The organism is Janthinobacterium sp. 64, from assembly GCF_002813325.1.
Taxonomy (GTDB): Bacteria; Pseudomonadota; Gammaproteobacteria; order Burkholderiales; family Burkholderiaceae_D; genus Janthinobacterium.
On record NZ_PHUG01000001.1, the window covers coordinates 2,796,372 to 2,823,208 of the forward strand.

General features: G+C 63.9%; 28 protein-coding genes and 2 tRNA genes. 15 read left to right on the plus strand and 15 right to left on the minus strand.

Annotated features, from left to right (window positions below; genetic code table 11):
* Window positions 1-83: 83 nt before the first annotated feature.
* Window positions 84-734: a VTT domain-containing protein gene (locus tag CLU91_RS12280; protein WP_071075583.1), complete on the minus strand. Its 651-nt coding sequence runs from the start codon at window positions 732-734 to the stop codon at window positions 84-86.
* A 248-nt stretch (window positions 735-982) separates the two neighbouring features.
* Here CLU91_RS12280 and CLU91_RS12285 point away from each other — a divergent pair, with 248 nt between their 5' ends.
* The 8 genes from CLU91_RS12285 (at window position 983) to CLU91_RS12320 (ending at window position 9,463) form a co-directional block, all read left to right on the plus strand.
* Window positions 983-1,921, plus strand: a complete 939-nt coding sequence (locus tag CLU91_RS12285; RefSeq protein ID WP_100874387.1) for a peptidylprolyl isomerase — start codon at window positions 983-985, stop codon at window positions 1,919-1,921.
* A gap of 69 nt (window positions 1,922-1,990) precedes the next feature.
* On the plus strand, window positions 1,991-3,898 hold the full coding sequence (mutL, locus tag CLU91_RS12290) for a DNA mismatch repair endonuclease MutL (protein ID WP_100874388.1): 1,908 nt from the start codon (window positions 1,991-1,993) through the stop codon (window positions 3,896-3,898).
* Between the two features lie 56 nt (window positions 3,899-3,954).
* Window positions 3,955-4,902 (plus strand): tRNA (adenosine(37)-N6)-dimethylallyltransferase MiaA, encoded by a 948-nt coding sequence (miaA, locus tag CLU91_RS12295; protein ID WP_100874389.1) that lies wholly within the window; start codon window positions 3,955-3,957, stop codon window positions 4,900-4,902.
* 91 nt (window positions 4,903-4,993) lie between these two features.
* Window positions 4,994-5,070 (plus strand) — tRNA-Met (locus CLU91_RS12300).
* A 60-nt stretch (window positions 5,071-5,130) separates the two neighbouring features.
* Window positions 5,131-5,207, plus strand: a tRNA-Met gene (locus CLU91_RS12305).
* A gap of 182 nt (window positions 5,208-5,389) precedes the next feature.
* Window positions 5,390-5,917 carry a sigma-70 family RNA polymerase sigma factor gene (locus CLU91_RS12310; protein WP_100874390.1) on the plus strand — a complete coding sequence of 176 codons (528 nt, stop codon included), beginning with the start codon at window positions 5,390-5,392 and terminating at the stop codon, window positions 5,915-5,917.
* Window positions 5,914-6,906, plus strand: coding sequence for a FecR family protein (locus CLU91_RS12315; RefSeq protein WP_100874391.1), 993 nt, complete (start codon window positions 5,914-5,916; stop codon window positions 6,904-6,906). The genes CLU91_RS12310 and CLU91_RS12315 overlap by 4 nt, the downstream gene beginning before the upstream one ends.
* A gap of 79 nt (window positions 6,907-6,985) precedes the next feature.
* Window positions 6,986-9,463 (plus strand): TonB-dependent siderophore receptor, encoded by a 2,478-nt coding sequence (locus CLU91_RS12320; protein WP_100874392.1) that lies wholly within the window; start codon window positions 6,986-6,988, stop codon window positions 9,461-9,463.
* A 108-nt stretch (window positions 9,464-9,571) separates the two neighbouring features.
* On the opposite strand, the gene CLU91_RS12325 is transcribed toward CLU91_RS12320, so the two are convergent.
* The 6 genes from CLU91_RS12325 to CLU91_RS12350 all read right to left on the minus strand — a co-directional run bounded on the left by CLU91_RS12325 (window position 9,572) and on the right by CLU91_RS12350 (window position 15,178).
* Complete coding sequence (locus CLU91_RS12325) at window positions 9,572-10,870, minus strand: MFS transporter (RefSeq protein WP_099762209.1); 1,299 nt, start codon at window positions 10,868-10,870, stop codon at window positions 9,572-9,574.
* 591 nt (window positions 10,871-11,461) lie between these two features.
* Window positions 11,462-11,785 carry a thioredoxin family protein gene (locus CLU91_RS12330; RefSeq protein WP_100874393.1) on the minus strand — a complete coding sequence of 108 codons (324 nt, stop codon included), beginning with the start codon at window positions 11,783-11,785 and terminating at the stop codon, window positions 11,462-11,464.
* A gap of 18 nt (window positions 11,786-11,803) precedes the next feature.
* Entirely contained in the window at window positions 11,804-12,499 is a 696-nt protein-coding gene (locus CLU91_RS12335) for a fumarylacetoacetate hydrolase family protein (protein WP_100874394.1), read from the minus strand.
* Window positions 12,500-12,590: 91 nt separating this feature from the next.
* Window positions 12,591-13,793, minus strand: coding sequence for a 3-oxoadipyl-CoA thiolase (gene pcaF / locus CLU91_RS12340; RefSeq protein ID WP_100874395.1), 1,203 nt, complete (start codon window positions 13,791-13,793; stop codon window positions 12,591-12,593).
* A 34-nt stretch (window positions 13,794-13,827) separates the two neighbouring features.
* The gene (locus CLU91_RS12345; protein ID WP_100874396.1) at window positions 13,828-14,469 is read right to left on the minus strand and encodes a 3-oxoacid CoA-transferase subunit B; all 642 of its coding nucleotides are present in this window, start codon (window positions 14,467-14,469) and stop codon (window positions 13,828-13,830) included.
* A 10-nt stretch (window positions 14,470-14,479) separates the two neighbouring features.
* Window positions 14,480-15,178 (minus strand): 3-oxoacid CoA-transferase subunit A, encoded by a 699-nt coding sequence (locus tag CLU91_RS12350; RefSeq protein ID WP_100874397.1) that lies wholly within the window; start codon window positions 15,176-15,178, stop codon window positions 14,480-14,482.
* 164 nt (window positions 15,179-15,342) lie between these two features.
* Between CLU91_RS12350 and CLU91_RS12355 the strand changes: the two genes are divergently transcribed.
* Window positions 15,343-16,170, plus strand: coding sequence for an IclR family transcriptional regulator domain-containing protein (locus tag CLU91_RS12355; protein ID WP_100874398.1), 828 nt, complete (start codon window positions 15,343-15,345; stop codon window positions 16,168-16,170).
* Window positions 16,171-16,173: 3 nt separating this feature from the next.
* Here the strand turns inward: CLU91_RS12355 and CLU91_RS12360 are convergent, their stop codons facing one another.
* Genes CLU91_RS12360 through CLU91_RS12375 form a run of 4 tightly spaced genes read right to left on the minus strand, consistent with a single transcriptional unit; the run spans window position 16,174 to window position 18,300 of the window.
* The gene (locus CLU91_RS12360) at window positions 16,174-17,031 is read right to left on the minus strand and encodes a ChaN family lipoprotein (RefSeq protein ID WP_100874399.1); all 858 of its coding nucleotides are present in this window, start codon (window positions 17,029-17,031) and stop codon (window positions 16,174-16,176) included.
* Between the two features lie 42 nt (window positions 17,032-17,073).
* Window positions 17,074-17,505, minus strand: coding sequence for a YeeE/YedE family protein (locus CLU91_RS12365; protein ID WP_100874400.1), 432 nt, complete (start codon window positions 17,503-17,505; stop codon window positions 17,074-17,076).
* A gap of 8 nt (window positions 17,506-17,513) precedes the next feature.
* Window positions 17,514-17,939, minus strand: coding sequence for a YeeE/YedE family protein (locus CLU91_RS12370; RefSeq protein WP_100874401.1), 426 nt, complete (start codon window positions 17,937-17,939; stop codon window positions 17,514-17,516).
* Between the two features lie 7 nt (window positions 17,940-17,946).
* On the minus strand, window positions 17,947-18,300 hold the full coding sequence (locus CLU91_RS12375; protein WP_100874402.1) for an ArsR/SmtB family transcription factor: 354 nt from the start codon (window positions 18,298-18,300) through the stop codon (window positions 17,947-17,949).
* Window positions 18,301-18,631: 331 nt separating this feature from the next.
* On the opposite strand from CLU91_RS12375, the gene CLU91_RS12380 reads away from it, so the two are divergent.
* Window positions 18,632-19,015, plus strand: a complete 384-nt coding sequence (locus CLU91_RS12380) for a hypothetical protein (RefSeq protein ID WP_100874403.1) — start codon at window positions 18,632-18,634, stop codon at window positions 19,013-19,015.
* A gap of 60 nt (window positions 19,016-19,075) precedes the next feature.
* Here the strand turns inward: CLU91_RS12380 and CLU91_RS12385 are convergent, their stop codons facing one another.
* The 3 genes from CLU91_RS12385 to CLU91_RS12395 are packed head-to-tail and all read right to left on the minus strand — an operon-like array spanning window position 19,076 to window position 21,437.
* Window positions 19,076-19,255 carry a hypothetical protein gene (locus CLU91_RS12385; protein ID WP_100874404.1) on the minus strand — a complete coding sequence of 60 codons (180 nt, stop codon included), beginning with the start codon at window positions 19,253-19,255 and terminating at the stop codon, window positions 19,076-19,078.
* A gap of 19 nt (window positions 19,256-19,274) precedes the next feature.
* The gene (locus tag CLU91_RS12390; protein ID WP_100874405.1) at window positions 19,275-19,856 is read right to left on the minus strand and encodes a DUF1697 domain-containing protein; all 582 of its coding nucleotides are present in this window, start codon (window positions 19,854-19,856) and stop codon (window positions 19,275-19,277) included.
* 15 nt (window positions 19,857-19,871) lie between these two features.
* A complete protein-coding gene (locus CLU91_RS12395) occupies window positions 19,872-21,437 on the minus strand; it encodes a sensor histidine kinase (protein WP_100874406.1) in 1,566 nt (521 codons plus the stop codon).
* Between the two features lie 216 nt (window positions 21,438-21,653).
* Here CLU91_RS12395 and CLU91_RS12400 point away from each other — a divergent pair, with 216 nt between their 5' ends.
* Together CLU91_RS12400 and CLU91_RS12405 are read left to right on the plus strand one after the other, a co-directional pair.
* Window positions 21,654-21,983, plus strand: a complete 330-nt coding sequence (locus CLU91_RS12400) for a hypothetical protein (protein WP_332870890.1) — start codon at window positions 21,654-21,656, stop codon at window positions 21,981-21,983.
* A complete protein-coding gene (locus CLU91_RS12405) occupies window positions 21,980-22,825 on the plus strand; it encodes an HDOD domain-containing protein (protein ID WP_100874407.1) in 846 nt (281 codons plus the stop codon). The genes CLU91_RS12400 and CLU91_RS12405 overlap by 4 nt, the downstream gene beginning before the upstream one ends.
* Window positions 22,826-22,966: 141 nt before the next feature.
* Here the strand turns inward: CLU91_RS12405 and CLU91_RS12410 are convergent, their stop codons facing one another.
* Window positions 22,967-23,293 carry a hypothetical protein gene (locus tag CLU91_RS12410; RefSeq protein WP_034746769.1) on the minus strand — a complete coding sequence of 109 codons (327 nt, stop codon included), beginning with the start codon at window positions 23,291-23,293 and terminating at the stop codon, window positions 22,967-22,969.
* 664 nt (window positions 23,294-23,957) lie between these two features.
* Here CLU91_RS12410 and miaB point away from each other — a divergent pair.
* From miaB to ybeY, 3 genes are read left to right on the plus strand one after another with little or no spacing between them, the layout of a single operon-like run.
* A complete protein-coding gene (gene miaB / locus CLU91_RS12415; RefSeq protein ID WP_100874408.1) occupies window positions 23,958-25,325 on the plus strand; it encodes a tRNA (N6-isopentenyl adenosine(37)-C2)-methylthiotransferase MiaB in 1,368 nt (455 codons plus the stop codon).
* Window positions 25,322-26,386 carry a PhoH family protein gene (locus CLU91_RS12420; protein ID WP_100874409.1) on the plus strand — a complete coding sequence of 355 codons (1,065 nt, stop codon included), beginning with the start codon at window positions 25,322-25,324 and terminating at the stop codon, window positions 26,384-26,386. The genes miaB and CLU91_RS12420 overlap by 4 nt, the downstream gene beginning before the upstream one ends.
* Window positions 26,370-26,834: an rRNA maturation RNase YbeY gene (ybeY, locus tag CLU91_RS12425; protein WP_100874410.1), complete on the plus strand. Its 465-nt coding sequence runs from the start codon at window positions 26,370-26,372 to the stop codon at window positions 26,832-26,834. The genes CLU91_RS12420 and ybeY overlap by 17 nt, the downstream gene beginning before the upstream one ends.
* The last annotated feature ends 3 nt before the right edge of the window (window positions 26,835-26,837 follow it).

Here is a 26,837-nt window from a genome sequence, read left to right on the forward strand (position 1 = left end):
AACAGAAACGAGGCAGAGAAAAACGGGATCCGGGGCCGGCTGCGGACTGTGCCGCAGCGCGCTTGCCCCGTATCCATGCGGCCTTACGCCGACTTGCCGACCATGCGCTTGTAGAGTTTCCACATGCCGCCCAGTACCACCGGCACCACGGCGGCGCCGACACCGATCAGCACGATCAAGGTCAGGTGGTCGCGGATCCACGGAATATTGCCGAAGAAGTAGCCCGCCGTCACCAGACCGACCACCCATAACAGGGCGCCCGTCACGTTGTACATCTGGAAGCGCGCATGCGTCATGTCGGAAATGCCGGCCACGAACGGGGCGAAGGTGCGCACCACCGGCACGAAACGGGCCAGGATGATGGTCTTGCCGCCGTGCTTTTCAAAGAATTCATGCGTGCGGCGCATGGCATCCTTGTTGATCCAGCGGTAATCGTGGGTAAACACCCTTTGCCCGATGGCCTCGCCTATCCAGTAATTGAGCGTGTTGCCCGTAACGGCGGCCGTCACCAGCAAGGCAATCAGCAAGCCCAGGTGCATCTGTCCCGTCGCGCAAAACGCGCCGGCGATAAACAGCAAGGTATCCCCAGGGAAGAAGAACAGCACCACGAGGCCTGTTTCGCAAAAAATAATGGCAAACAGCACTGCATACACGAGGGTACCGTACTGCTCGATCAAGAGACCCAGCGTCTTGTCGACATGCACGATCATGTCGAGGAATTGCACAAAATCCATATATTTTTCCCTAAAGGTAGCGGCGGAATCATACACCACCGGGCCGGCGCAACGGCAGTCCCCGGCCCGATATTTCAGGATTAATTATGTGCCGCCCTTGCGCGTGTGGCAATTTAAGTGAAGGTTAAGGAAACGCCGCCTCGGCAGGCCACGATCAGTATTGCTATCTGCCATGTTTTTCCAACGAAATATTGCCATTCCGGTATACACTTTCTGACCGGTGCAATCCGCGCCGACCAGGAGAAAACATGTATCGACACCCATTGAGCGGCCTGACCATGGCCACCGTACTGGGCCTTGCACAGCTGGCTGCCCACGCGGCGCCCGTCCAGATCAAGGCGCCCGCCGAACTGCCCGCCAGGGCGACCCTGGCCGACGTGATCAAGGCTTCGCAGCCGTCCGACTGGCGCCCGCTGGACCCGGACAACACCCTGTACCTGGACATTCCCGCCGGCCGCGTGGTGATCGAACTGGCGCCCGACTTCGCACCGAAGCACGTGGCCAACATCAAGGCCCTGGTCGCCGAACAGTATTACGACGGCCTGGCCATCACGCGCGCGCAGGACAACTGGGTGGCGCAGTGGGGCGATCCGAACGAGAAACATCCCAAGCCGATCCAGCATGCGCAGCGCACCCTGCCCGGCGAATTCACGGTGCCCCTGAAAAACGTCAAGAGCTTCACGCGCCTGCCGGACCTTGACGGCTATGCGCCGCAAGTGGGCCATTCGAACGGTTTCCCGTCGGCGCGCGATCCGAAAACGGGCACGGCCTGGCTCACGCATTGCTATGCCACCGTGGGCGTGGGCCGCGACAGCGCCAGTGACAGCGGCGGCGGCACGGAGCTGTACGCCGTCATCGGCCAGTCGCCGCGCCACCTGGACCGCGACATCACGGTCGTCGGCAGGGTCGTCTCCGGCATGCCATTGCTGTCGACCCTGCCGCGCGGCACGGCGCCCATGGGCTTTTATGACAGCCCCGAGAAAAACGTGCCGATCAAGGCCGTCCGCCTGGCCGCCAGCGTACCCCCCGAGCAGCGCGCGAACCTGGAAGTGATGCGCACCGACAGCGCCGCCTACCAGGCCGTGCTGGAAGCCCAGCGCCACCGCGGCGGCCCGTGGAGCAAGGTCACGGCCGGCCACGTCGACCTGTGCAATGCGCCGATACCGGTGCGGGAGGTGGGGAAGTAGGCCAACTTTTAGCCCAAGAACAAGGGCTGGGGTCAGACCCGACGGGTCTGACCCCGGTATAATGACCGCATGAACGCTCCCATTACGCCCCACCGCCCGATCCAGGCCTTGCCTGACCAGTTGATTTCGCAAATCGCCGCTGGCGAGGTGGTCGAGCGGCCGTCGGCTGTCGTCAAGGAACTGCTGGAAAACGCGCTCGACTCGGGCGCCACGCAGATCACGGTGCGCCTGGAAGAAGGGGGCGTGAAACGCATCGCGATTACCGACAACGGGCGCGGCATCGACAAGGATCAGCTACCGCTGGCCCTGGCGCGCCACGCCACCTCGAAGATCGCCTCGCTGCACGACCTGGAAAACGTGGGCACGCTGGGTTTTCGCGGCGAGGCGCTGGCCTCGATCGCCTCGGTGGCCGCCGTCACCGTGACGTCGCGCACAGCCGATGCTGCCCATGCGTGGGAAATCGTCGGCTCGCACAATGGCAGCGTCTCGCCATCGTCGGGCGCGCACGGCACCACGGTCGACGTGCAAGACCTGTATTTCAACACGCCCGCGCGGCGCAAATTCCTCAAATCCGAGCAGACGGAATACGGCCACTGTGCCGAAGTCGTGCGCCGCATCGCCCTGGCGCGCCCCGACGTGTCGTTCTCGCTGTCGCACAACGGGCGCACCATCGACCAGTGGAATATCAGCGAACTGGCCAAGCGCAGCGCCCACATCCTGGGCAATGACTTCGCCGAAGCGCGCCTGGCGCTGGACGAATCGGCCGGCAGCCTGCGCATCCACGGCTTTGCCGGCTTGCCGACGGCATCGAAGGCGCGCGCCGATGGCCAGTTCTTTTATGTGAACGGGCGCTTCGTGCGCGACAAGCTGCTGGTGCACGCCGTGCGCATGGCCTACCAGGACGTGCTGCACGGCGACCGTTTCCCCTCGTACGTGCTGGCGCTCGACCTCGACCCGGCCCTGGTCGACGTCAACGTGCACCCGTCGAAGATCGAAGTGCGCTTCCGCGACAGCCGCTCCGTGCATCAGTTCGTTTTCCACGCGGTGCAGCGCGCGCTGGCGCAGACGTCGGCCACGGCGTTTGGCAGCGTGCCGGCGCCCCTGCCGGCCGCCTCCAGCCTGGGCGGCGATACGGCGGGCGCGGGTTTGGGGGGCCCCGGCATCTGGCGCCGCGAACAGACGCAAACGTCGTTCGGCGCGCAATTTACGAATACCTTTGCGCCAGCGGCACCCGGCGCGGCGCGTCCCTTCTTTGCCGACGCGCCAGGTGTGGGGCAAGATACGGCGGCCTACGGCGCCCTGTTCGGCGGCGCTGCCGCAACGTCCCCCATCACGCAGGTGGAACCATACATCGCCTCGCCCGAAGCGATGGCGCGCGAAGAATATCCGCTGGGCTTTGCCCTGGCCCAGCTGCACGGCATTTATATATTGGCGCAAAACACCAAGGGCCTGGTGCTGGTCGACATGCACGCCGCGCACGAGCGCATCCTTTACGAACAGCTGAAAAACGCGCTGCAGGCGCAGGTCTCGGGCCAGGACATGCAAGTGCAGTCGCTCTTGATCCCCGTGACGTTCTATGCGGATGCCATCGAAGTGTCGACGGCGAATGAAAACCAGGACACGTTAAAAGCGCTGGGTTTTGATATCGCCGCCCTGTCGCCCACGACGCTGGCCGTGCGCTCCGTGCCGACCCTGCTGAAAAACGCGGACGCGCAAACCCTGGCGCGCGACGTGCTGCGCGACGTGCGCGAATACGGCGGCTCGCGCGTCCTGATCGAGCGCCAGAACGAATTGCTGGGCACCCTCGCCTGCCACACGGCCGTGCGCGCCAACCGCATCCTGTCGGTGCAGGAAATGAACGCCCTGCTGCGCCAGATGGAGAGCACGGAACGCGCCGACCAGTGCAACCATGGCCGGCCCACGTGGGTGCAGGTCGAGATCAACGCGCTGGATAAACTGTTCCTGCGCGGCCAATAATTTCAACCCCCGGTATTTTGACGTTGGGGTTTGCATCACACAAAACACAGACCACCATGACAATCCCCCCACACCTCCCCCTGGCCGTCGCCATCATGGGCCCCACGGCCAGCGGCAAGACGGCCAGTGCGCTGGCCATCGCGCAAGCGATTCCGTCCGAGATCATTTCCGTCGATTCCGCCCTCGTCTACCGCGGCATGGATATCGGCACGGCCAAGCCGTCAAAGGAAGAACTGGCCCAGGTACCGCATCATCTGATCGACATCATCGACCCGCTCGACGCGTATTCCGTGGCGCAGTTCCGCAACGATACGCTGCGCCTGGTGAGCGAGATCACGGCGCGCGGCAAGCTGCCGCTGCTGGTCGGCGGCACCATGCTGTATTTTAAAGGCCTGGCCGATGGCCTCGACGATTTGCCCGGCGCCGACCCTGCCTTGCGCGCCCAGCTGGAAGAAGATGCGGCCGCCATCGGCTGGCCCGCCATGCATGCGCGCCTGGCGCTGCAAGACCCTGTCACGGCCGCGCGTCTGGCGCCGCAGGACGCGCAGCGCATCGGCCGCGCGCTGGAAATCATCGCCCTGTCCGGCCAGCCCATGTCGGCCCTGCTGGCGCGGCGCGAAAAGACCGTGCTGCCATTTCAATTGCAATCGTTCGCGCTGGAACCGTCGGACCGCGCCGTGCTGCACGCGCGCATCGCCACGCGCTTCGACCTGATGCTGAAAAACGACGCCCTGCTCGATGAAGTGGATGGGTTGCGCCGGCGCGGCGACCTGCACCCGGGCTTGCCCTCGATGCGCTGCGTCGGTTACCGCCAGGCCTGGGAATACCTCGATGGCCACATCGACCGCGCCGCCTTGCGCGAGACGGGCATCATCGCCACGCGCCAGCTGGCCAAGCGCCAACTCACCTGGTTGCGCTCGATGCCCGAACGCATCGTCATCGATTGCCTGGGCCCTGATCCGGCCGCAGCCATGCTGGCACAAATCCAGCCATTGCTAAAGTAAGCACCACCGATGCGCACGCAGAAAAATCCACAGATTTTTTTGCGCCGGCATTGACAAGGAAATGGGAAGACTGGATAATGCTCGGCTGTTGGGTGATATAGCTCAGTTGGTTAGAGCACAGCATTCATAATGCTGGGGTCGGTGGTTCAAGTCCACCTATCACCACCAAAGAACATCGATCAGGTTTTTTACTGGTCAAAACCAGCATCCGGTCTGACCGGTCTGTTTGGTGATATAGCTCAGTTGGTTAGAGCACAGCATTCATAATGCTGGGGTCGGTGGTTCAAGTCCACCTATCACCACCAAGAATTTGCAGTATTGATAAACCCGCCCCTGCCCCGTGCAGCGGCGGGTTTTTTCATTTCCGGCAGCACCACGCATGCGGCCTGCGCGCAACACCTGCCCCATCCGCATGCAATCGGGGATTGTGGCAAGTCGCTTCTGCCGCTTACAATGAGAATAATTCTCATTTATATTAATACCTCTCATGTCCGCCATCCAGCCCAGCCTGCAGCAGCAAGTGCACACGCTCTACAGCGAGCATCACGGCTGGCTGGTCGGCTGGCTGCGCAAGAAACTCAGTTGCCCGCATGGCGCGGCCGACGTGGCGCAAGATACCTTTTTACGCATCATCGCCTCGCGCGACGCGCTGTTCGGCATGCGCGAGCCGCGCGCCTATCTGTCGACGACGGCAAAGCGCTTGCTGCTCGACCGCGCGCGCCGGCAGATACTCGAACGCAGCTATCTGGCGGAACTGGCCCTGCTGGCCGACAGCCTGCCCGGCGCACCGTCGCCCGACGAGATCCTGATGGCCGTGCAGGCGCTCGGGCAGATCGCCACGGCGCTGGACGGATTGTCCAGCAAGGCGCGCGACGCCTTCTTGCTGCACTACCTGGAAGAGCAGTCGCAGGCCGCCGTCGCCGCGCAACTGAACGTCTCCACGCGCATGGTGCAAAAATACCTGGTGCAAGCCTTGCTGGCCTGCCGCCACGCCTGCCCGGCCATGGCGGCATGAGCGGCACGCGCGCCGATAGCGCCGCCGAACAGGCCGCCCGCTGGATCGTGCGCCTGAGTGCCGACGACCCGGCCGAGCGCGACACCGCGCGGGCCGGCTTCGCTGCCTGGAAGGCGGCCGACCCGCGGCACGCGAGCGCGGCCGCCGGCATGGAAAACCTGCTGCGCCAATTGAGCGCCGTGCGCGAACCGGCCGGCGGCGACCATCGCCCCGCGCGCGCCGCCCTGGCCGCCGTCGCGCCGAATCGCCCCCGCCAGCGTCTGCGCCAGCTGGCCGCAGCCAGCGCCGTGGCCGTACTGATGCTGACCGGTGCGCTGGCTCTCGGCGAGCGCCCCGCCTATTTGCTGGCCGACCTGCGCAGCCCCACCGGGCAATGGTCCACGCATACCCTGGCCGATGGCAGCCGCCTCACCCTGGCCGGCAACAGCGCCGTCAACGTGCATTTCAATGGGGGCGAGCGGCATGTGGAGCTGGTGCGTGGCGACATCCTCGTCGACGTGGCCAAGGATGCGCAGCGCCCCTTCTTCGTCGACAGCGGCCCGGCGGCGATCCGCGCGCTGGGCACGCGTTTTGCCGTGCGCAGGGACGATGGCGCCACCATCCTGAGCATGCTGGAATCCACAGTGCTGGCGCGGGTGCCGCAACATCCGGCCGTCGTGGTGCAGGCGGGCCAGCGCACGCGCATCACGGACGATGGCGTCGGGCCGCTGACCAGCATCGATGCGGCCAGCGTGCAGCAAGCCTGGCGCGCGCGCCAGCTGGTGGTCGACGACTTGCCGCTGGCCGAGGTGCTCGACGAACTGGCGCGCCACCGCCCAGGCCAGCTGCACTACGACCGCGCACAGATCGGGGGCATCCGCGTGGCCGCCGTGCTGCCGCTGGACGACACGGACAAGGCGCTGCAGCTACTCATCGACAATTTCCCGCAGCTGCGCATCCGCATGCTGACGCGCTATCTGGTGATGGTGGACGCTCCGGCCAAAAAGTAAATATTTTTTGCGTTCGCGGTTCCACTTTGCGCATCTCGTGCGTCAAGGCAGCTGAGATCAATCAAAAAAGGCTGTCACCATGTCCGCTCGTATCGTTACCGTTTCCTCACCGCGCGCGCTGCGCACGCGGCTGCATCCATTCGCCTTGGCCGCCCTGCTGCTGGCCGGCGCCGGCCTGCACACCCAGGCCATCGCCCAGGCCACGCCGGCGGTCGCCAGCTACGCCATCCCCGCCGGCCCGCTGGCCGGCGCGCTGAACCGCTATGCGCAGCAGGCCGGCGTGTCCATCGTCATCGACGCGGCCAGGGTGCAGGGGCTGCAAACGGCCGGCCTGCAGGGCAGCTACGCCATCGACGACGGCTTTGCCGTGCTGCTGCGCGGCAGCGGCTACGCCATCGGCAAGACGGCCACCGGCTATGTGCTGGTGGCCGCGCCTGCAGTCGCCGCGCCCACGGCGGCGGCAAGCGCCGCTTCGGCAGCCGAGCGCACCATGCCCTCGATTACCATCGTCGGCCAGGCCGAGCAAGGCGCCACCACGGAAGGCAGCGGCTCCTACACGGCGCGCAAAATCACCCTCGGCAAGGGCGAGCAGTCGATGAAGGACATGCCGCAATCGGTCAGCGTGCTGACGCGCCAGCGCCTGGACGACCAGGGCATCACGGACTTGCGCGAAGCCGTCAATAACGTCACCGGCGTGGTCGGCGTGCATGGCGTGGGGCCGGGCGTGGTCATCACGGCGCGCGGCTTCCAGATCGACCAGTGGCAGTACGATGGCGTGCCGATCGACCGCAACACCTATGCATTGGGTAACTGGGGCCAGGAAAACATGGTCATCTACGACCGCCTGGAAGTGCTGCGCGGGGCATCGAGCCTGCTCGAAGGCACGGGCAGCCCGGGCGGCTCCGTCAACCTGGTGCGCAAGCGCCCGCTGGCCACGCGCCAGGTCGTGCTCACGGGCCGCGCCGGCTCATGGGACCATTATGGCGCCCAGCTCGACGTCAGCACGCCGCTGAATGCGGACGGCAGCCTGCGCGGACGCGCCATCGTCGATGAAGACGACAGCCACTCCTTCATCGACCAGGTGTGGAGCAGGAACCGCACCATGTATGCGGCACTCGACTACGACCTCAGTCCCGCCACCACCGTGGGCCTGGCCGTGAGCAACGTCAACGGGCGAGGCCGCCCGATGTTCATCGGCCTGGCGCGCTACGCCGACGGCAGCGAGCTGGGATTGCCACGTTCGACCTTTACGGGCGCCGACTGGAACCGCAGCAAGGTGGAACAGACCACCGTCAACCTGGACCTGGAACACCACTTCAACAGCCAGTGGACCTTCAAGACGGCCGCGCTGGGCGTCGATGAACGCACCAATTCGACCCACCAGCGCATGGCCGGCACCATCAAGGCCAATGGCAGCGGTTCCATGTACGGCGACTTCTCCACCGATTTCAAGAACCAGAAGCGCGGCATCGACGCCTTTGTCCGCGGCAAATTCGATGGCCTGGGCATCGCGCAGGAAGTCGTCGTGGGCGCAAGCTATGTGAAGTTCCATTCCGACGACCGCTATGCGCGCGCCTGGACGCAAGGCGCGCAGATCTTCAACATCGACCATCACCGCCCGTGGCAGGACTTCGACACCATCGCCGCGCGCGGCGTGAGCTCCAACAGCACCTACGACATGCGCCAGAAAGGCCTGTACGGCACCTGGAACGGCCAGCTGACCAGTCATCTGAAAGCCCTGCTGGGCGGGCGTTTCAGCTGGTATGACTTCGTGTATGCCCCCCAGGGTGGCACGGCAGACACCACCCGTGTCACGGCCAAGTTCACGCCATCGGCAGCCCTGATGTATGCGCTAACGCCGCAATGGTCCACCTACGCCAGCTATGCGGGCGTGTTCCAGCCGCAGACGAACCGCAACGCGGCGGGCCAGATCCTCAAGCCGATCACGGGCGACAGCTACGAAGCGGGCGTCAAGGGCGAACTGCTGGACGGTAAAGTCAACACCTCGCTGGCCGTCTTCCGCTACGAGCACAAGGACCGCGCCGTCAACGATTACGCGGCCGGTTTCGCCTGCGACGGCTGGTACTGCTCGCGTGCCTCGGGCAAGGTGCGCAGCCAGGGCCTGGAAGCGGAAGTGGCGGGCGAAGTGGCGCGCGGCCTGCAGCTGTCGGCCGGCTATGCCTATACGACGACGACCTACCTTGATGATCCCGACAACAAGGGCGAGGTCTTCTCGACCTGGACGCCGAAGCACATGCTGCGCCTGTGGTCCGGCTATACCCTGCCAGGCGAGTGGAACAAGTTCAGCGTCGGCGCCGGCGTGAACATGCAAAGCCATACGCTGGACTTCGGCCGCTCGTTCGACGTGGCCGGTTTCTCGCTGTGGAACGCGCGCCTGGCCTGGCAAGCCACGCCGCAGCTGTCGCTGGCCGTCAACGTCAACAACCTGTTCGACAAGCGCTATGTGATCCCGTCCTATAACGACACGGGCGGCAATAACCACTTTGGCGACCCGCGCAACGTGCAACTCACCCTGAAGTACACGCCGAAGTGGTAAGTAGGTCTGTCGGCCAGGATGATGGCGTGGTGAAGGCGCCATAAAAAAAACCCGGAAGCTGGCATCGAGCTTCCGGGTTTTTTTACATAAGGGCATGGGTGCGGGCGTTTATTCCCACGCTTCCTTGCCCGCGCGTGGCTTGCCCACCATCAGCAGCGCGCCCAGGGTCAGTACGGCTGCCAGCGACAGGTAATAGCCCACGTATTGCAAGCCATGGTTGGTGGCCAGCCAGGTGGCGATGTACGGTGCCAGCGAGGCGCCCAGAATGCCCGCCAGGTTGAACGTCAGCGAAGCGCCCGTGTAGCGCACTTCGGGCGGGAACAGCTCGGACAGCATGGTGCCCAGCGGTCCGTAGGTCATGCCCATCAGGCCCAGGCCGACGGCCATGAAGAGCGTCACTTCCCACGTCACGCCGGAGCCGAACATCGGCGCGAGCACCAGGCCGAAGATGGCGATGGCGACGGAAACCCAGATCATGGTGGCGCGGCGGCCGCGGCGGTCGGCCAGCACGGCCGAAAATGGAATCGTCAGCGCAAAGAACAGCACGGCAAACAGCTGCACGACGAGGAATTCCTTGCGCGTGAAGCCCAGCTTGGTCGTGCCCCAGCTCAAGGCAAACACCGTCATCAGGTAGAACAGCACGAAGGTGGCCAGGGCGATGATGGTGCCCAGGAACAGCATGCGGCCATGCTGGCGGAACACGGTGGCGACGGGCAGTTTGACGACTTCGTTCTTCTCGATGACTTTCTGGAAGTCCGGCGTTTCCGTGATCTTCAGACGCACGTACAGGCCGACGATGACCAGCAGCGCGCTGGCCAGGAAGGGGATGCGCCAGCCATAGCTGAAGAATTGCTCATCGGTCAGGGTTTCGCTGAGCAACAGGAAGATGCCGCCCGACAGGAAGAAACCGATCGGCGCGCCCAGCTGCGGGAACATGCCGTACCAGGCGCGTTTGCCCGGTGGCGCATTTTCCGTGGCCAGCAGCACCGCGCCGCCCCATTCTCCGCCCAGACCCAGGCCCTGGCCGAAACGGCACAGCGCCAGCAGCAACGGCGCCAGGGTACCGATGGCGGCATACGTCGGCAGCAAGCCGATGATGACGGTGGAGATACCCATGGTCAGCAAGGCGGCCACGAGAGTGGCCTTGCGGCCGATGCGGTCGCCGAAGTGACCGAACACGGCCGAACCGATGGGGCGGGCGAAGAAGGCGATGGCAAACGTGGCCAGGGACTGCAGCACGGCGGCCGACGGATCGCCGGCGGGGAAAAACAGTTTCGGGAACACCAGCACGGCAGCGGTGGCGTAGATATAAAAGTCGAAGAACTCGATGGTCGTGCCGATCAGGCTGGCGAACAGCACCGTGCCGGGGGAATTTTTCTTGGGGGGGGTGCTCGGGGGCTTGCTCATTTACTGCGCTCCTTGGGGAGGGTGTCTAAAGGCCATTCTCTGGATGTTTTTTCAGGCAGCAGCACAGCACGTTGTCTAGGCGCGCGGTTCACCTATCATAGCTGTGCGCGGGCGTATTTGCTGCGAATTTGCTATTAAATTCGCAAACAAATTCCACGCCGCAACAGGCCGTTGTTAACGGCAGACATCGGTGTACCAACACGCGCTATCGCGCCGTGATCAGTGCTGATTTAGAGAAACAACGGTCGTGCGCCATCCGGTTACCCGGGGCACGGCAGGAAAGGCGTCAGGGGATGGGCGACGTGTATCAGGCCCGGCGTATCGCCAGGCATTCCGTACCAGACCCGCGCGTCGGCATCGCGGCATCGGTCATTTGTGGTGAATCCTTGCCTGCGGCCCCTCCGGGTGGAGCAGGCCGGCGATGATCGCGCCTGCATCACTGAGGATGCGGTTGATCTTGCTGTAAGCGACTTATCATACGCGTAGTGCTGCAGTGCGGCAAGAAAGTTGTGGACAACTGCCGGGGTCAGTCGCTTCGCGATCGGAGCGCATCCCATTGGGACGCACTCCCCCGGCGGGTCTGACCCCAAGTTATGCCGCAATCAGGGCAAACGCCCTGGAGATGTCCGCACTGTCAAGCGGGCGCACGAGGCGCGCCACTTCCTGGCCATCTTTCAAAAAGATCAGGGTCGGCCACAGCTTGACCCGGAAGTGGCGCCCCAGCGCGCGGCCGGGGCCGTCTTCGACGCGCAGGTGCAGCACCCCGGGGTGCTGCGCAAACGCTGCAGCCAGCGGCGCCTGGGTGGCGCGGCAATGGCCGCACCAGCCCGTGCCAAATTCCAGCAGGGCCGGCCCCGCCAGGGCGTCGATCTCGGCGCGCGTGGGTTGTGCTACAGCATACGTGTCGTGCATCATGCCAGTCTCCTTGAGAACTCAGACCACTTTCACGCGCAAAGTGCCCAGGCCATCGATGGCGCCCAGCAGCTCGTCGCCGCGCTGCACGGCCGCCACGCCGGCCGGCGTGCCCGTGTAGATCAGGTCGCCCGGCTGCAAAGTGAAATAGGTCGACAGGTCGGCGATGGTTTCGGCCACGTTCCAGATCAGCATGTCGATCGTGCTGGCCTGGCGCAACTCGCCATTCACGTGCAGGGTGATGGCGGCATGGCTGACGTCGCCTGCCAGCGCAGCCGGAGTGATGGGGCCGATGGGCGCCGAGTGCTCGAAGGCCTTGCCCGTCTCCCACGGACGGCCCAGTTTTTTTGCCGCGCCCTGCACGTCGCGTCGCGTCATGTCCAGGCCAAGCGCATACCCCCAGACATGGCTCAGCGCGTCGGCCACGCCGATATCGCTGCCGCCCTTGCCGATGGCCACCACCAGTTCCATCTCGTGCTGGAAATCCTGCGTTTGCGCCGGATACGGCAACTCGCCCGTCGTGCCAGCTGCCACGGGCAGCACGGCGTCGTGTGGCTTCATGAAGAAAAACGGCGCCTCGCGGCCCGTGTGGCCCATTTCCTTGGCGTGCTCGACATAGTTGCGGCCCACGCAATAGATACGGTGAACCGGGAACGTATCAACGCTGCCGGTAACGGGAACGCTGGGCTGGATGGCTGCGGGAATGACATACGACATGAAGACTCCTGATCGGCACGATAAAAAGGCGGTGATGAAAAAGGGGACACCGCAGTGTCCCCCATTTTACGGTAACTTTATTTCAGCAGGATCAGACCCGTTCCAGCACCAGCGCAATACCCTGGCCCACGCCGATGCACATGGTACAGAGCGCATAGCGTCCGCCCGTGCGGTGCAACTGGTTGACGGCCGTCATGGCCAGACGCGCACCCGAGGCGCCCAGCGGATGACCGAGGGCAATCGCGCCGCCATTCGGGTTGACGCGGATGTCGTCATCCTGCAAGCCCAGCTGGCGCAGCACGGCCAGGCCCTGGGCGGCAAACGCTTCGTTCAGTTCGATGACGTCGAAGTCGGCCAGGGTCAAACCCGTCATGGCCAGCACTTTCAGGGTGGCGGGCGCGGGGCCGATGCCCATGATGCGCGGCGCCACGCCGGCCGTCGCCATGGCCACCACGCGGGCGCGCGGCGTCAGGCCAAAACGGGCCGCGTTCGCTTCGTCGGCCAGCAGCAGCGCCGCCGCGCCATCGTTGACGCCGGATGCGTTGCCGGCCGTGATCGTGCCATCGGCGCGCACGACGGGTTTCAATTTGGCCAGGGTCTCCAGCGTGGTGGCGCGTGGATGCTCGTCACGGGAAACGACGATGGGCTCGCCCTTCTTTTGGGCGATGCTGACGGGACAGATTTCACTGTCGAACACGCCCGCCTGCTGCGCCGCCAGCGCCTTGACCTGGCTGGCCAGCGCGAACGCGTCCTGGTCCGCGCGGCTGATACCAAAGTCGGACGCCACGTTTTCCGCCGTTTCCGGCATAGAATCGACACCGTACTGCGCCTTCATCAAGGGGTTGATGAAGCGCCAGCCGATGGTCGTGTCTTCCATTTTCATGCCGCGCGAAAAAGCGCTGTCGGCCTTGCCCATAACGAATGGCGCGCGGCTCATGCTTTCCACGCCTCCAGCGATCAGCAAGCCCGCTTCGCCGCTCTTGATGAAGCGCGCGGCGCTGCCGATGGCGTCCAGGCCCGAGCCGCACAGGCGGTTCAGGGTGGCGCCCGGCACGCTGTCGGGCAAGCCGGCCAGCAAGGCGGCCATGCGCGCCACGTTGCGGTTGTCCTCGCCCGCCTGGTTGGCGCAGCCGTACAGCACGTCGGTGATGGCCGTCCAGTCCACATTGGGGTTGCGCGCCATCAAGGCACGAATGGGCACGGCGCCCAGGTCGTCGGCGCGCACGCCAGCGAGTCCGCCGCCATAGCGGCCAAACGGCGTGCGCTGCGCGTCGCAAATGTATGCGTGGGTCATGTTCTTTCCTCCAAGAAAGTGGTTTGATGTTGAATTAACGTCCGTCCGTCAGCGGCACGGCCGTCAACGCTTGCAGCTGTTCAAAACTCAAGCCATCGGCCAGTTCGACCACCACGGCGCCGTTTGGCCCCAGGTCGAGCACGGCCAGGTCGCTGTAGATGCGGCTGACACACCCGATGCCCGTCAGCGGATAGCTGCACGCCTGCACCAGCTTGCTTTCCCCCGTCTTGGTCAGCAATTCCATCATGACCCAGGTTTTTTTTGCGCCGATGGCCAGGTCCATGGCCCCGCCCACGGCGGGAATGGCGTCCGGCGCGCCCGTGTGCCAGTTGGCCAGGTCGCCCGTGGCGGAGACTTGAAACGCGCCCAGCACGCAGATGTCGAGGTGGCCGCCGCGCATCATGGCGAAGCTGTCGGCATGGTGGAAATAGCTGCCGCCGGGCAGCAAGGTGACGGGCTGCTTGCCTGCATTGATCAGGTCATAGTCTTCCTCGCCCGGTGCGGGCGCGGGGCCCATGCCGATCACGCCGTTTTCGCTGTGCAGGATGATCTCCGCGCCAGCCGGCAAGTGGTTCGCCACCAGGGTCGGCAAGCCGATGCCGAGGTTGACGACACTGCCGTCATGGATGTCGGCCGCCACCCTGGCCGCCATTTGATCTCGATTCCATTTATTCATTTGATACTCCTCAGGCAGCTTTGAAGCCGGCGGGGCCGGTGGCCGTGCGCGGCACTTGCACGAGGCGCTGCACGAACAGGCCCGGCGTGATGACGTGCTCGGGATCGATGCTGCCCAAGTCAAGCACCTCGTGCACGGAAGCAATGCTGACTTTCGCGGCCATGGCCATGATGGGGCCGAAGTTGCGCGCCGTCTTGCGGTAAGTCAGGTTGCCCCAGCGGTCGCCCTGCTCCGCCTTGATCAGCGCGAAATCGGCGTGGATCGGCGACTCGAACACATACATGCGGCCGTCGATCTCGCGCGTTTCCTTGCCCTTGGCCAAGTCCGTGCCATAGCCCGTGGGCGTGAAAAAGCCGCCGATGCCGGCGCCGGCGGCGCGGATGCGCTCGGCCAGATTGCCCTGCGGCACCAGTTCCAGCTCCAGCTTGCCCGCGCGGTACAGCGCGTCGAAGACGTGCGAATCGGCCTGGCGCGGGAACGAGCAGATGATCTTGCGCACTTGCCCGTTTTTCAGCAGTGCCGCCAGGCCCGAATCGCCATTGCCCGCATTGTTGTTGACGATGACGAGGTCGCGCGCGCCGTGGGCGATCAAGCCGTCGATCAGCTCGGCCGGCTGGCCCGCGCCGCCAAAGCCGCCAATCATGACGGTGGCGCCATCGTGGATATCGGCCAGCGCATCAAGCACGCTGGAACGCAGTTTGTCGATCATTGCTGTCTCCTTCAATCAAATTCATTCGCAATTTGTTCGTATAACGAACAAATATTCGTATTTAGAACTTATTCGTGAGAATATGCCTGATCGGCGCGCTTGTCAATTTGCCGTTTTCACCAGCGCCATGGCTATAATTGCCACCTTGCCCCATTGGAATCGCCATGACCGCACGCAGCAGCACCTCCCTTGCTACCGAAGACACCGTCGATGCCGACGGCGCGCCCCGCCCTGGCGACAGCTATGTGCAATCGTTCGCGCGCGGCCTGGCCGTACTGCGCAGCTTTGGCGCAGAGGCGCCGCAACAGACCCTGAGCGAAGTGGCGGAACGGGCGCAGCTGACGCGCGCGGGCGCGCGGCGCATCCTGCACACCTTGTTGCATCTCGGTTATGTGGAAGCGGACGGGCGGCTGTTCCGTCTGACGCCCAAGGTGCTCGACCTCGGTTACGCCTATCTGTCGTCCTTGCCCGTGTGGACACAGGCGCAGCCGCTGCTGGAAGAATTGATGCAGACCTTGCGCCAGTCTTGCTCGGCCACCGTGCTCGACGGCGACGACATCGTGTATGTCGTGCGCCTGTCCGCGCACCGCACCATGTCGATCAACCTGGGCATCGGCAGCCGCTTGCCCGCGTACTGCACTTCGATGGGCAGAGTGTTGCTATCGGGCCTGGCGCCCGAGGTGCTGCGCGAACGGCTGTCAAAGATGGCGCTGCTGAAAATCACGCCGGCGACCAAGGTCGATATCGATGTCTTGATGGAAGAGATTGCGCAAGTGCGGCGCCAGGGCTGGTGCCTTGTGCAGGAAGAGCTGGAGCAAGGCTTGATCGCCCTGGCCGCGCCCGTGTTCGACCGGGCCGGCAAGGTGGTGGCGGCGATCAATGTCAGCGGCCAGACGGCAGGGCCGTCCGTGGCGCATCTGCTGGAACACAGCTTGCCGAAACTGCTCGATACGGCAAACAGGGTCAGCGCCCTGGTGCGGGTACAGCAGTAGCGTTTACTGCTTAAATTTGGCGCACAGGTCCGGGCGCGGTTGCGCCGGCATCGTTTGCGTCAGGTCGAACGTGCCCTTGAAACCGCTGCCGCCCTGCTCCAGGTAGCCGATGCTGCGCACGTTCAGTTGCGGGTCGGCCAGCCTCAGCCAGCGGGGCACGCCGATATCCTTGCGCACATGGTCATTGCCGGCGATCAGCACCACGTCGCGCGGTGCCTGGTCGCGGATCAGCTTGGCCATCCAGATATCGCGCGCCACCTGGGCGCTGACGACACCGTTGATCATCATGTCGGGCAGCATATTGCAGCGGGCCGCCTGCACTTCCTTCTGCTGCCCTTCCAGAATATCGGCCGGCACGGGCGTAGCCAGGTAGGTGGCCACCATGGCGGGCGGCATCGACCACTGGATGCCGTCGCGTACGATGCGCGAGGCATCGGCGGGCGACAGATTGCCGGCGACCAGGGTCAGCTGGTAGCTGATGACGAGGTCCAGCACGGGGCGGTACAAGCTCCAGTCCCAGCGTGGCTGTTCCATCACGCGGATGATGCAATCGGGGTCGGCGCAATCGCGCGCGGCGCGCGTCAGCAAGGCCTGGTTTTCGCGGTCAAATTGCTCCATGACGATCACGGGACGCCAGCCCGCCGCCAGGCGGCGCTGCAACTCGGCGACGCGCAGGCGCTGGCCTTGCGCATTGTCATGCACTTCCCCCAGCAGCAGCACTTGTGGATTGGGCAAGGCGTCGGCCACGGGTGCGGGAGCGTGTGGTACTTCCTTCTTCAGCAAGCTGCCGCAGGCGGCCAATGCCAGCACGCTGCACAGCAGGGCGGCGCGCGCGCCGGCGCGGAAAATCACGGTTGTCATGTAAGCGGTATCCAGAGTGGCGATGCGCCAGATTGTACCGTCTCAGGCCGGCGCGGGCAGCTTGCGGCGCTCCAGCACTTCAAACACGACCATGCCGGCCAGCATGGCGCCCACAAATATCCACGCCTTCGGCTGGCCCGCCAGCAGGGAGACAAGAGCGGGACCGGGACAGAAACCGGCGATGCCCCAGCCCGCGCCAAAGGCCAGGCTGCCCAGCAGCAAGCGCCGGTCGATGCGCCGCGACGCCGGCAATTGCATGGGTTCGCCCAACAGCGACCTGGTGCGCCGCCGCGCCAGCCAGAAGGCGGGCAGGGCCACGCCGATGGCGCCGCCCATCACCAGCGCCAAGGACGGATCCCAGGCGCCGGCCAGGTCGAGAAACCCGAGCACCTTGGCCGGGTTGCTCATGCCGGAGACGATCAGGCCCAAGCCAAAGACGAGGCCGCTCAACAGGGAAAGAATCAGTTTGTTCATACGTTTGCTCATACCTGGCGCAACAGATAGACGGTGAGGAAGCCGGCCGCCATGAAGGCGATGGTGGCCGCCAGCGAACGCGGTGACAGGCGCGACAGGCCGCACACGCCGTGGCCGCTGGTGCAGCCGGCGCCATAGCGCACGCCCACGCCCACCAGCAGGCCCGCGACGATCAAGGCGGGCGTGCCGGCGTCGATCTGCACGGGCGGCAACGCTTGCCACAAGCGGTACAGCAGGGGCGTGCCGATCAGGCCGGCAAGAAAGGCGATGCGCCAGCCCAGATCGCCGCTGCGCGGGCGCAGCAAGCCGCCAAGGATGCCGCTGATGCCGGCGATGCGCCCATTGAACAAAATCAAGAGCGCCGCCGCCAGGCCGATCAGCATGCCGCCCGCCAGCGAAGCCCACGGCGTAAAGTGTTGCCACGCAATAGTCATGGCAACCTCAGTCCGCTTCGTCGTTGAACGGCGGACGCGGCGCGCAGAACTGCGCGTACAGCACTTGCAGCACGGCCAGCACGGGCGCGCTGGCGACGCGATAATAAATCTGCTTGCCATCGCGCCGCGTGGCCACCAGCATCTCTTCGCGCAGCACGCCCAGTTGCTGCGACAGGGTCGGCTGGACTATGCCCACTTTTTGTTCGAGGTCGCTGACGCAATGTTCGCCCTGCGATAGCTGGCACAGCAGCATCAAACGGTCGGCATTGCCCATGGCCTTGAGCAGCGAACTGGCCTTGTAGGCCGAGCCGCGCATGGCGTCGAGGTTGTATTGTGTTTCTTGTGTTGCAACTGTCTCCATCTTGCCCTCCCACAGGCGGTCATATTGAACATCATGCGATAAACAATATACTAATCAATATATTGTTTTCCTGCTGGCGATTCGCACAAAAAAACAACAGTGTTTTTCAGCGATAGCGTGCTCATGCCAAGTGTGCGGCAGCGATAGCCATGACGCTATCAAAATGATAAATATTCGTAATTTAAAGCAAATATACGTAGCAAAATTGCCACGACTTGTGCTGTAATAAGATCTCATCAGAAAAATTGTGATACGCCTCCGTGCAGGCGCATTATCCGTCCAGACGCAGGCCGGTTTCGGCCACGCCGCGCGGTGAACCAGGGAGTCAACGATGAAGATCTTTCAGCCGCTATGCGCGGTCGTGCTGGCACTGTCGGCGTATGCCGGCAATGTGGCCGCCAGCGCCCCTGCCGTGAGCGACGACAGTCTCGCTTTCAACAACACTGCGGACAATCCCGCCTGGGAAACACCGGACTTGCCGTATGCACGCCTGCTGACGCAGCACACGACGCTCAATGCGCCCCCGCGCTGGTTCAACGCTGGTACGCGCCAAAGCGCACTGGCGCCCCCCACCGCCACCGCCGCTCCTGCCGTACAACAGCCGAACGTGCCGCCGCCCGTGCCCGAAGCGAGCATGGTCTCGATGTTGCTGGTGGGACTGGGTTTGCTGGCCTTGAGCATGCACGGTGAAAAACAGGAAAAATTCGATGGCTGAGGCCATTCCGGCGGCCGATGCCGTTGCGTCAAAAAAATTCCGCCTTGCGCGGAATTTTTTTTACTTGTCCAGCAAGCGGCACACCCGTTCGATATTGCCCACTGCAATACCCGACTTCAGGGCGCGCGCGATGCAGCCCGCCTTGTCCGGCCCCGAGGCGGACATGAGCACGAAGGCCGTGCCCAACGCGCTGACGGCGAGCAGCAAGATCAGCACGCCCTTGACGATATCCCAGTTCATGGCGTCTCGATGGCAGGCATCAGTGCTCCTTGGCCAAGGTGGCTGCCGCCTCGGGCCCGTTCAGCAATGCATGTAATTTTTGCATGGTGGCCCAGTTGCGCGAGGTGACGGCATCGCCCAGCAGTACACCGAGCGACGCCACCACCTTGCTGGCCAGCACGCCATCGGGACACCAGGCATACGCGGCCCATCGCCCCAGCGCCAGCGCTTCCGGCTGCCACGGCCGCTGCACGAGCGGCGCCAGGCGCTGCACGTCGGCCGGATTGTTCAGCACCAAGGTCAGCAGACGGGCCGCATCGGCCGCCGGCGCCAGGGTGTTTTGTTCGATCAGTTCGGCAAACTGGCCAGCCGACAGCACCGTCACCCGGGCCGCGACGCCCAGTTTCAGCACCAGCGCTTCCTCGATGCGGGCAGCGGCCTCGGCCGGCGCCACCGCGCCCCCGTCATACACGACATTGCCGCTGTTGAGTACCGTGCGTACCTGCGCAAAACCCAGGTCGCCCAGCAGCTTGCGCAGGTCGGCCATGGCCACGCGCTTGGCGCGGCCCACATTGATCCCGCGCAAAAGCGCCACGTGCTGACTGTTTTCTGGCTGTGTCATGTCTCTTCTCCTTGCCTATGCCGGGCTGCTGGTGCTGTCCGGCATTGGCGTCACCGTGGGCAGGCGCAGCAGGAATGTTGCGCCCTGTCCCAGCGTGCTGCTGACCGTGATGGTGCCGCCAAACTGCTTGGCAATCAAGTTGAACACGATATTCAAGCCCAGGCCCGTGCCGCCCTGTCCCCGCCGCGTGGTGACAAACGGGTCAAACACGCGGTCGAGCATGTCGGGCGCGATGCCGCGGCCGTTATCGCGCACCTGCATGGCGATCCACTCGCCGTCGCGGCGCACGCCGATCTCGATGTTGCCGGCCGTATCCGCATCGAAGGCGTGCTCGACACAGTTCAAGACCAGGTTGGTCAGCACCTGCGCCAGCGCACCCGGATAGCTGTCGAGCATGATGTCGGGCGGGCAATCGATATGGATGCTGATGCGCGTCTTTTTCAGGGTCGGCTGCAGGCTCGATATCACTTCCCCGATATAGTCGCGCAATTCGAACAAGCGGCGCGCCTCGCTGACCTGGTCGACGGCGATCTGCTTGAAGCTGTGGATCAGGTGCGCGGCCCGATAGGCATTGTTCATGATCAGCCGCGCGCTCTCGCCGGCCGTTTCCAGGTAGCGCACGATATCGGTTTTCTTCACGCTGCCGCCGGCCACCGCTGCGCTGATGTGATCGGTGGCTTCCTTCAGCACCGAGGCGCTGGTCAGCGCGATGCCGACCGGGGTGTTGATTTCATGCGCCACGCCGGCCACCAGGCTGCCCAGCGAGGCCAGACGTTCCGACTGCAGCAACGATTCCTGCGCGCGGCGCAGCTCGTCCATCGCCTGCGCCGTTTCCTGCTGCGAGCGGCGCGCCATGTCTTCCGCCTCGCGGCTGCCCTCGATGATGGACTTGAGCTTGCGCTGCACGGCATTGAAGCCGCGGATCACGTCGCCCAGTTCGTCGCGCCGGTTTTCCGGCAGTTCTTCGACCTCGTCGCTGCCGCGCGTGGCCAGGTCGATCAAGCCGTCGCGCAACTGTTTCAAGGGACCAAAGACGATGCGCAGGCTCAGCGCCAGGGCACCCACCAGGATGATGTCAAGCAGGAATACTTCCAGCACCTTGCGCCGCACTTCGCCGCGCAGGGCCGCATCGATCTGCGCGCGGCTGAAATTGACGATGACCTTGCCGACGATCACCGGCTTGCCGCCCGTGGCCGCCGCCACGGCGTCGCGGAACACCAGCGGCGCCTCGACGGGTGTGCCGCCCATGGCCACGTCGGCAGTCAACGGCACCAGGGTGCCGGCCGCGTCGCGCACTTCACCGGCGAACAGGCCCACGGAAGCGTCGTAGACGCGGATGCCGACCAGTTCCGGCGGCAGCATTTCGGCCGCGACAATACTGTCGACCTTGGATTTGTCGAGATCCCACAGGGCCGAAGGCAAGCTGGTCTGCAAGCGCGTGAGCACGCCGCTGCGCAGGCGCGCGCTGCCCGATTCAAGTTCCTGGCTCAGTGTATATTGGGTATAGCTGCCAGAAATGCCCAGCACCAAGGTGACGATCACGACAAAAAGCAGGGTCAGCCGGACTTGGATACTCACCATCGATCAACACTCCCCGGGCCAGGCCAGCCGCCGGCCCGCGGCGCGGGCACAGATACGTCTGCAATGCAACAGCCTGAAGCAAATGTACGGTATGACATGCTTATTGGCAAGATTTACAGCACCCCCGTTTTCGACAGGGGCCTTGATACAGGTTGAGACATTGCGTCATGGCAATGGTAATATCCCTCAATCATCTAAGGAGTCGTCATGGCGGTCATGCATCAACATCTACCCCTGGAACAAGTGCGTCCTGGCATGGTCTTGTCGGATGTCTTGCTCGACGCGCATGGACAAGTGCTGTTGCCGCAAGGCGCGGTACTGACGGAAAACATGCTGACCCTGATGCCGCGCCACGGCATCGCCATGCTGCCGATCCAGGCACCGCCCCCTTCGCCAGAGGAAGTGGCCGCGCAGCAGGCGGCCGACAGCGAACGGCTGGCCTACCTGTTCCGCAAGCATGATCCGGAAGATCCCCTGGACGTGGCCACCACCTTGCTGCGCAACTATGTCACGCAATACCGCCTGGGCACGGGAGAGCCGGCATGAGCACCCAGCTGACGCTCGACGATATCGTCGCCCACCTCGATGACCTGCCTTCCTTGCCTGCCGTCGTCATGGAACTGCTCAACAGCATAGACCAGGACGACGTCGATATTTCCGTGCTGGCGAAAAAAGTGTCGTACGACCAGGCACTGACGGCGAAAACCCTGCGCCTGGCCAACTCTTCGCAATATGGCTTGCAGGTCAAGGCCACCACCATCCAGCAGGCGATCACCTACCTGGGTTTCCAGACCACGCGCAGCCTGATCACCTCGGCCGCCATCACGGGCTGCTTCCCGGAAGGGCGCTGCCCCGGCTTCGACGACAAGGCCTTCTGGCGCCATTCGGTAGCGACGGCCGGCTGCGCCAAGGTGCTGGCGCGGCAGATCCGCTTCAACCAGGATTACGCCTTCACGGCCGGCTTGCTGCATAACATCGGCCGCCTGGTGCTGGTCAGCAGCTTTCCCGCACACTACGCGCAAGTCATCGCGCACCAGGCGGCGCACGATTGCAGCCTGCTCGAAGCGGAGCAGACCGTGCTGGGCGTGGATCACGTGCAGGCGGGCGTGGCGCTGGCCGACCACTGGAATTTTTCCGACACCATGCGCCTGGCGCTGGCCAACTACCTGCAGCCGGAAACGCCGGGGGCAGGTTTCCTGGCAGCACTGATCCACGTGGCCAATGCGATTGTGTGCGCGCTCGACCTGGCGCAGGCGGGCGACGACATGGTGCCGCGCGTCTCGCCGGTGGCCTGGGATGCGCTGGGCCTGAGCGAAGAAACGTATCTGCAACTGTTCCGCGAAACGGAGCTGCGCTACGACGAAATCACTTCGGCACTGCTGAGCTAAACGCCGCGCCACATGCCAACGGCTCTCGCCGCGAAGCGAAAGCCGTTATGGGTATTACGGTACGTCCATGCTGCCCGGTCCACACCTGCCTGTTGCCGCCAGCAGTGACGCAAGCGGCACAGTCAGCGTGCAACCGCCACATCAGTGCGCGTAATTTGATTCTTGCGCATCGCCGCGGTCTTCCGCTTTTGGACGGCCCTGGGCGTCGGACAGACGATATTTGGTGCGGCGGTCGCCCATCAAATCGCGCAGGTCACGGATGCTCATGCCCGTCACTTCGTGCATGCGGATCAGCAGCGAGGCGCCGACCGGCAAGCGGTGGTGGCGGATCTTGCTGATGACCGGTGGCGCCACTTCGAGCAAGCGCGACAGGGCTGCGTCGTTTTTCAGCTGCATCTTGCTCAGCAGAATATCCAGCAGGTGATTCGGGTTGTAACTCTCTTGCGATGCTAATGCATGATGTGCCATGATTTTTCCTCGTCTGGTGAATGTTGAAAGAATGCCGATACGAACTTAAGGCTGGCTTAGAGTGTTTAAATAAACGTCTTTCCATCGGACTCAGCCTCCCCTCCGCCTTCCCTCCTTGTCGCACTGCCTGCACAGGACTCGCACAGCCAACGTGCGCAGCTTGCCGCGTGAGTAAATGCACTGCAATCCGCTGAAATGAATTGCATATAAAGCAATATACTAGTTCAAACAGGCCGCATCTGCGCCTCGCGCAAACTTCCTGATTGTTAAATATCAATCAAGCTGCTAGTTGGCTTGCCAACGATGCTATTTCAACACATTAGGATGCCAGCGGGCGCACACAAGGCTTTGCAGCAACTTGTTACAAATCAATGGTGTCGCACGGCAATAAATGCTTTACGGCATCGCCGTGCCGGGTGCCGTATTCACGCGGCAATCTTGTCGGCATGCTCAGCACAACATGGCCCGTCCCGGCGATTTACGCTAAACTATGGCCTGAACTTGCAGCGAGCCTGCCAGCGGGCAGCCAGAGGCGCCCGGCCGGTGATCCACCGCCTCCCGCCCCGAGCGGCACACGGCGCAAGCCCCCTGCCCGGCTTATTTGCCGCCGCACTTGTTTGCCTCACCTATTTGCTGCCACCTTTACCGATAAGCATCCGACTCCATGCAGAAAAAAGTATTCATTAAAACCTTCGGCTGCCAGATGAACGAGTACGACTCGGACAAGATGGCCGACGTGCTGGGCGCTTCCGACGGCCTGGTGCGCACGGACACGCCGGAAGACGCCGATGTGATCCTGCTCAATACCTGCTCCGTGCGCGAAAAGGCGCAGGAAAAAGTGTTTTCCGACCTGGGCCGCCTGCGCGAGCTGAAACTGGCCAAGCCGCACCTCTTGATCGGCGTGGGCGGCTGCGTGGCGTCGCAGGAAGGCGACGCCATCGTCAAGCGCGCGCCGTATGTCGACATGGTCTTTGGCCCGCAAACCCTGCACCGCCTGCCGCAGATGATCGAACTGCGCCGCGCCAGCGGCGATGCGCAAGTCGACATCAGCTTCCCGGAAATCGAAAAGTTCGACCACATGCCGCCGGCCAAGGTGGACGGCGCGTCGGCGTTTGTTTCCATCATGGAAGGCTGCAGCAAATATTGCAGCTACTGCGTCGTGCCCTACACGCGCGGCGAGGAAGTGTCGCGCCGCTTCGAGGACGTGCTGACGGAAGTGGCGGGCCTGGCCGCCCAGGGCGTCAAGGAAATCACCCTGCTGGGGCAAAACGTGAACGCCTACCGTGGCGTGATGGAAGGCGGAGACATTGCCGACTTCGCCCTGCTGCTCGAATACGTGGCCGACATTCCCGGCATCGCGCGCATGCGCTTCGTCACCAGCCACCCGAAGGAATTCACACAGCGCCTGATCGACGCCTATGCGAAGATCCCGCAACTGGTCGACCACCTGTATCTGCCGGCGCAGCACGGTTCCGACAAGATCCTCGGCGCCATGAAACGCGGCTACACGGGCCTCGAATACAAGTCCATCATCCGCCGCATCCGCGCCGTGCGCCCGAACATGGCCATTTCGTCCGACTTCATCGTGGGTTTTCCCGGCGAGACCCAGGCCGACTTCGACGCCATGATGAAGCTGATCGCCGACGTGGGCTTCGACAACAGCTACAGCTTCATCTTCAGCAAGCGCCCCGGCACGCCGGCCGCCAGCCTGGCAGACGATACGCCGCATGAAGTCAAGCTGGCCCGGCTGCAGCAGCTGCAGGCGGCCATCGACGCCAACACGCGCAAATACAGCCTGGCCATGGTGGGCAGCGTGCAAACCATCCTCGTCGAAGGCCGCTCAAAAAAGGACACCATTGATCGTGAACTGCAAGGCCGCACGGAGAACAACCGCGTCGTCAATTTCGACGCCGGCCCGGACGGCTTGCAACTGGTCGGCCAGCTGGTCGACGTGCGCATCACCGAAAGCCATTCCTACACCTTGCGCGGCGAACTCGTCGCCAGCGCCCCTGCATTGAAAAGAGCCAGTTGAAAACCAAAGCCCCGATACAGCCGCATTACTTCATCCCCGAGCCGCTCGACAACACGCGCCTGGCGCACCTGTGCGGGCCGCTCGATGAAAACCTGCGCCAGATTTCCGCCGCCCTCGACGTGACGATCTTCCGCCGCGGCGAGAAATTCATCGTCGGCGGCAGCAATGCCGAACGGGCCGTGGAAATCCTCGACCAGTTCTACGCCATCGCCAACAAGGTCGTGCCGCTGGAAGAAGTGCAGCTGGCCCTGGTGGAGCAGCGCGCGGGACTGTCCGCCGCCTCGGAACACCACGCCAACGCACCCGCCAGCACCTTCGTCGAGCCGGACATCGCCAGCCCCGTGCTGAAAACGCGGCGCTCCGACCTGCGCGGGCGCACACCGCACCAGATCGCCTACCTGCGCGACATCCTCGAACACGACATCAGCTTCGGCGTGGGTCCGGCCGGCACGGGCAAAACCTATCTGGCCGTCGCCTGCGCCGTCGACGCGCTCGAACGCGATGCCGTCAAGCGCATCATTTTGACGCGCCCCGCCGTCGAAGCGGGCGAGCGCCTGGGCTTTTTGCCGGGCGACCTGGCGCAAAAGGTCGACCCGTACCTGCGTCCCCTGTACGACGCGCTGTACGATTTGCTCGGTTTTGACCGCACGCAAAAGCTGTTTGAAAAACAGGTGATCGAGATCGCCCCGCTGGCCTACATGCGCGGACGCACCCTGAACCACGCCTTCGTCATCCTCGATGAAGCGCAAAACACCACCGTCGAACAGATGAAGATGTTTTTGACCCGCATCGGCTTTGGCAGCAAGGCCGTGGTGACGGGCGACGTGACGCAGGTCGACCTGCACAAGAGCCAGACGAGCGGTCTGATCGACGCCGTGCACGTCTTGAAAGACGTGCGCGGCATCGGCTTCACGCAATTTAACAGCACCGACGTGGTGCGCCACCCGCTCGTCGCGCGCATCGTCGACGCGTATGAAACGGCGCAGGCGGCCAACGCCGACGCCGCCCACCTGCCCTCCTTATTGAAACCAGCTGCCGCCAAAAATGTCCGAAAAAAATAAACTGTCCTTGTCCGTGCAATACCCGGACACCCGCCTGGCAACCCTGATCACGCGCCCGAAAGTGCGCCGCTGGGTCAAGGCGGCCCTGTTCGCCCCAGCAGAATTGACGATCCGCTTCGTCGACGCGGAAGAAGGCCGTACCTTGAACCGCGACTACCGCGAAAAGGACTACGCCACCAACGTGCTGACGTTTGCCTACAACGAAGGCGAAGAACTGGCCGGGGACGAGCCGACGCGCGCCGACATCATCCTGTGCACGGACGTGCTGGAAAAGGAAGCGGCGGAACAGAAGAAAAGCGTGGAAGAGCACACGGCCCATCTGATCGTGCACGGCGTGCTGCATGCGCAGGGCTACGACCACATGGATGACGAGGAAGCGGCCGAGATGGAGGGCCTGGAGACGGAGATCCTCGCAACACTCGGCATCACCGACCCGTACAAGGAGTAAGCA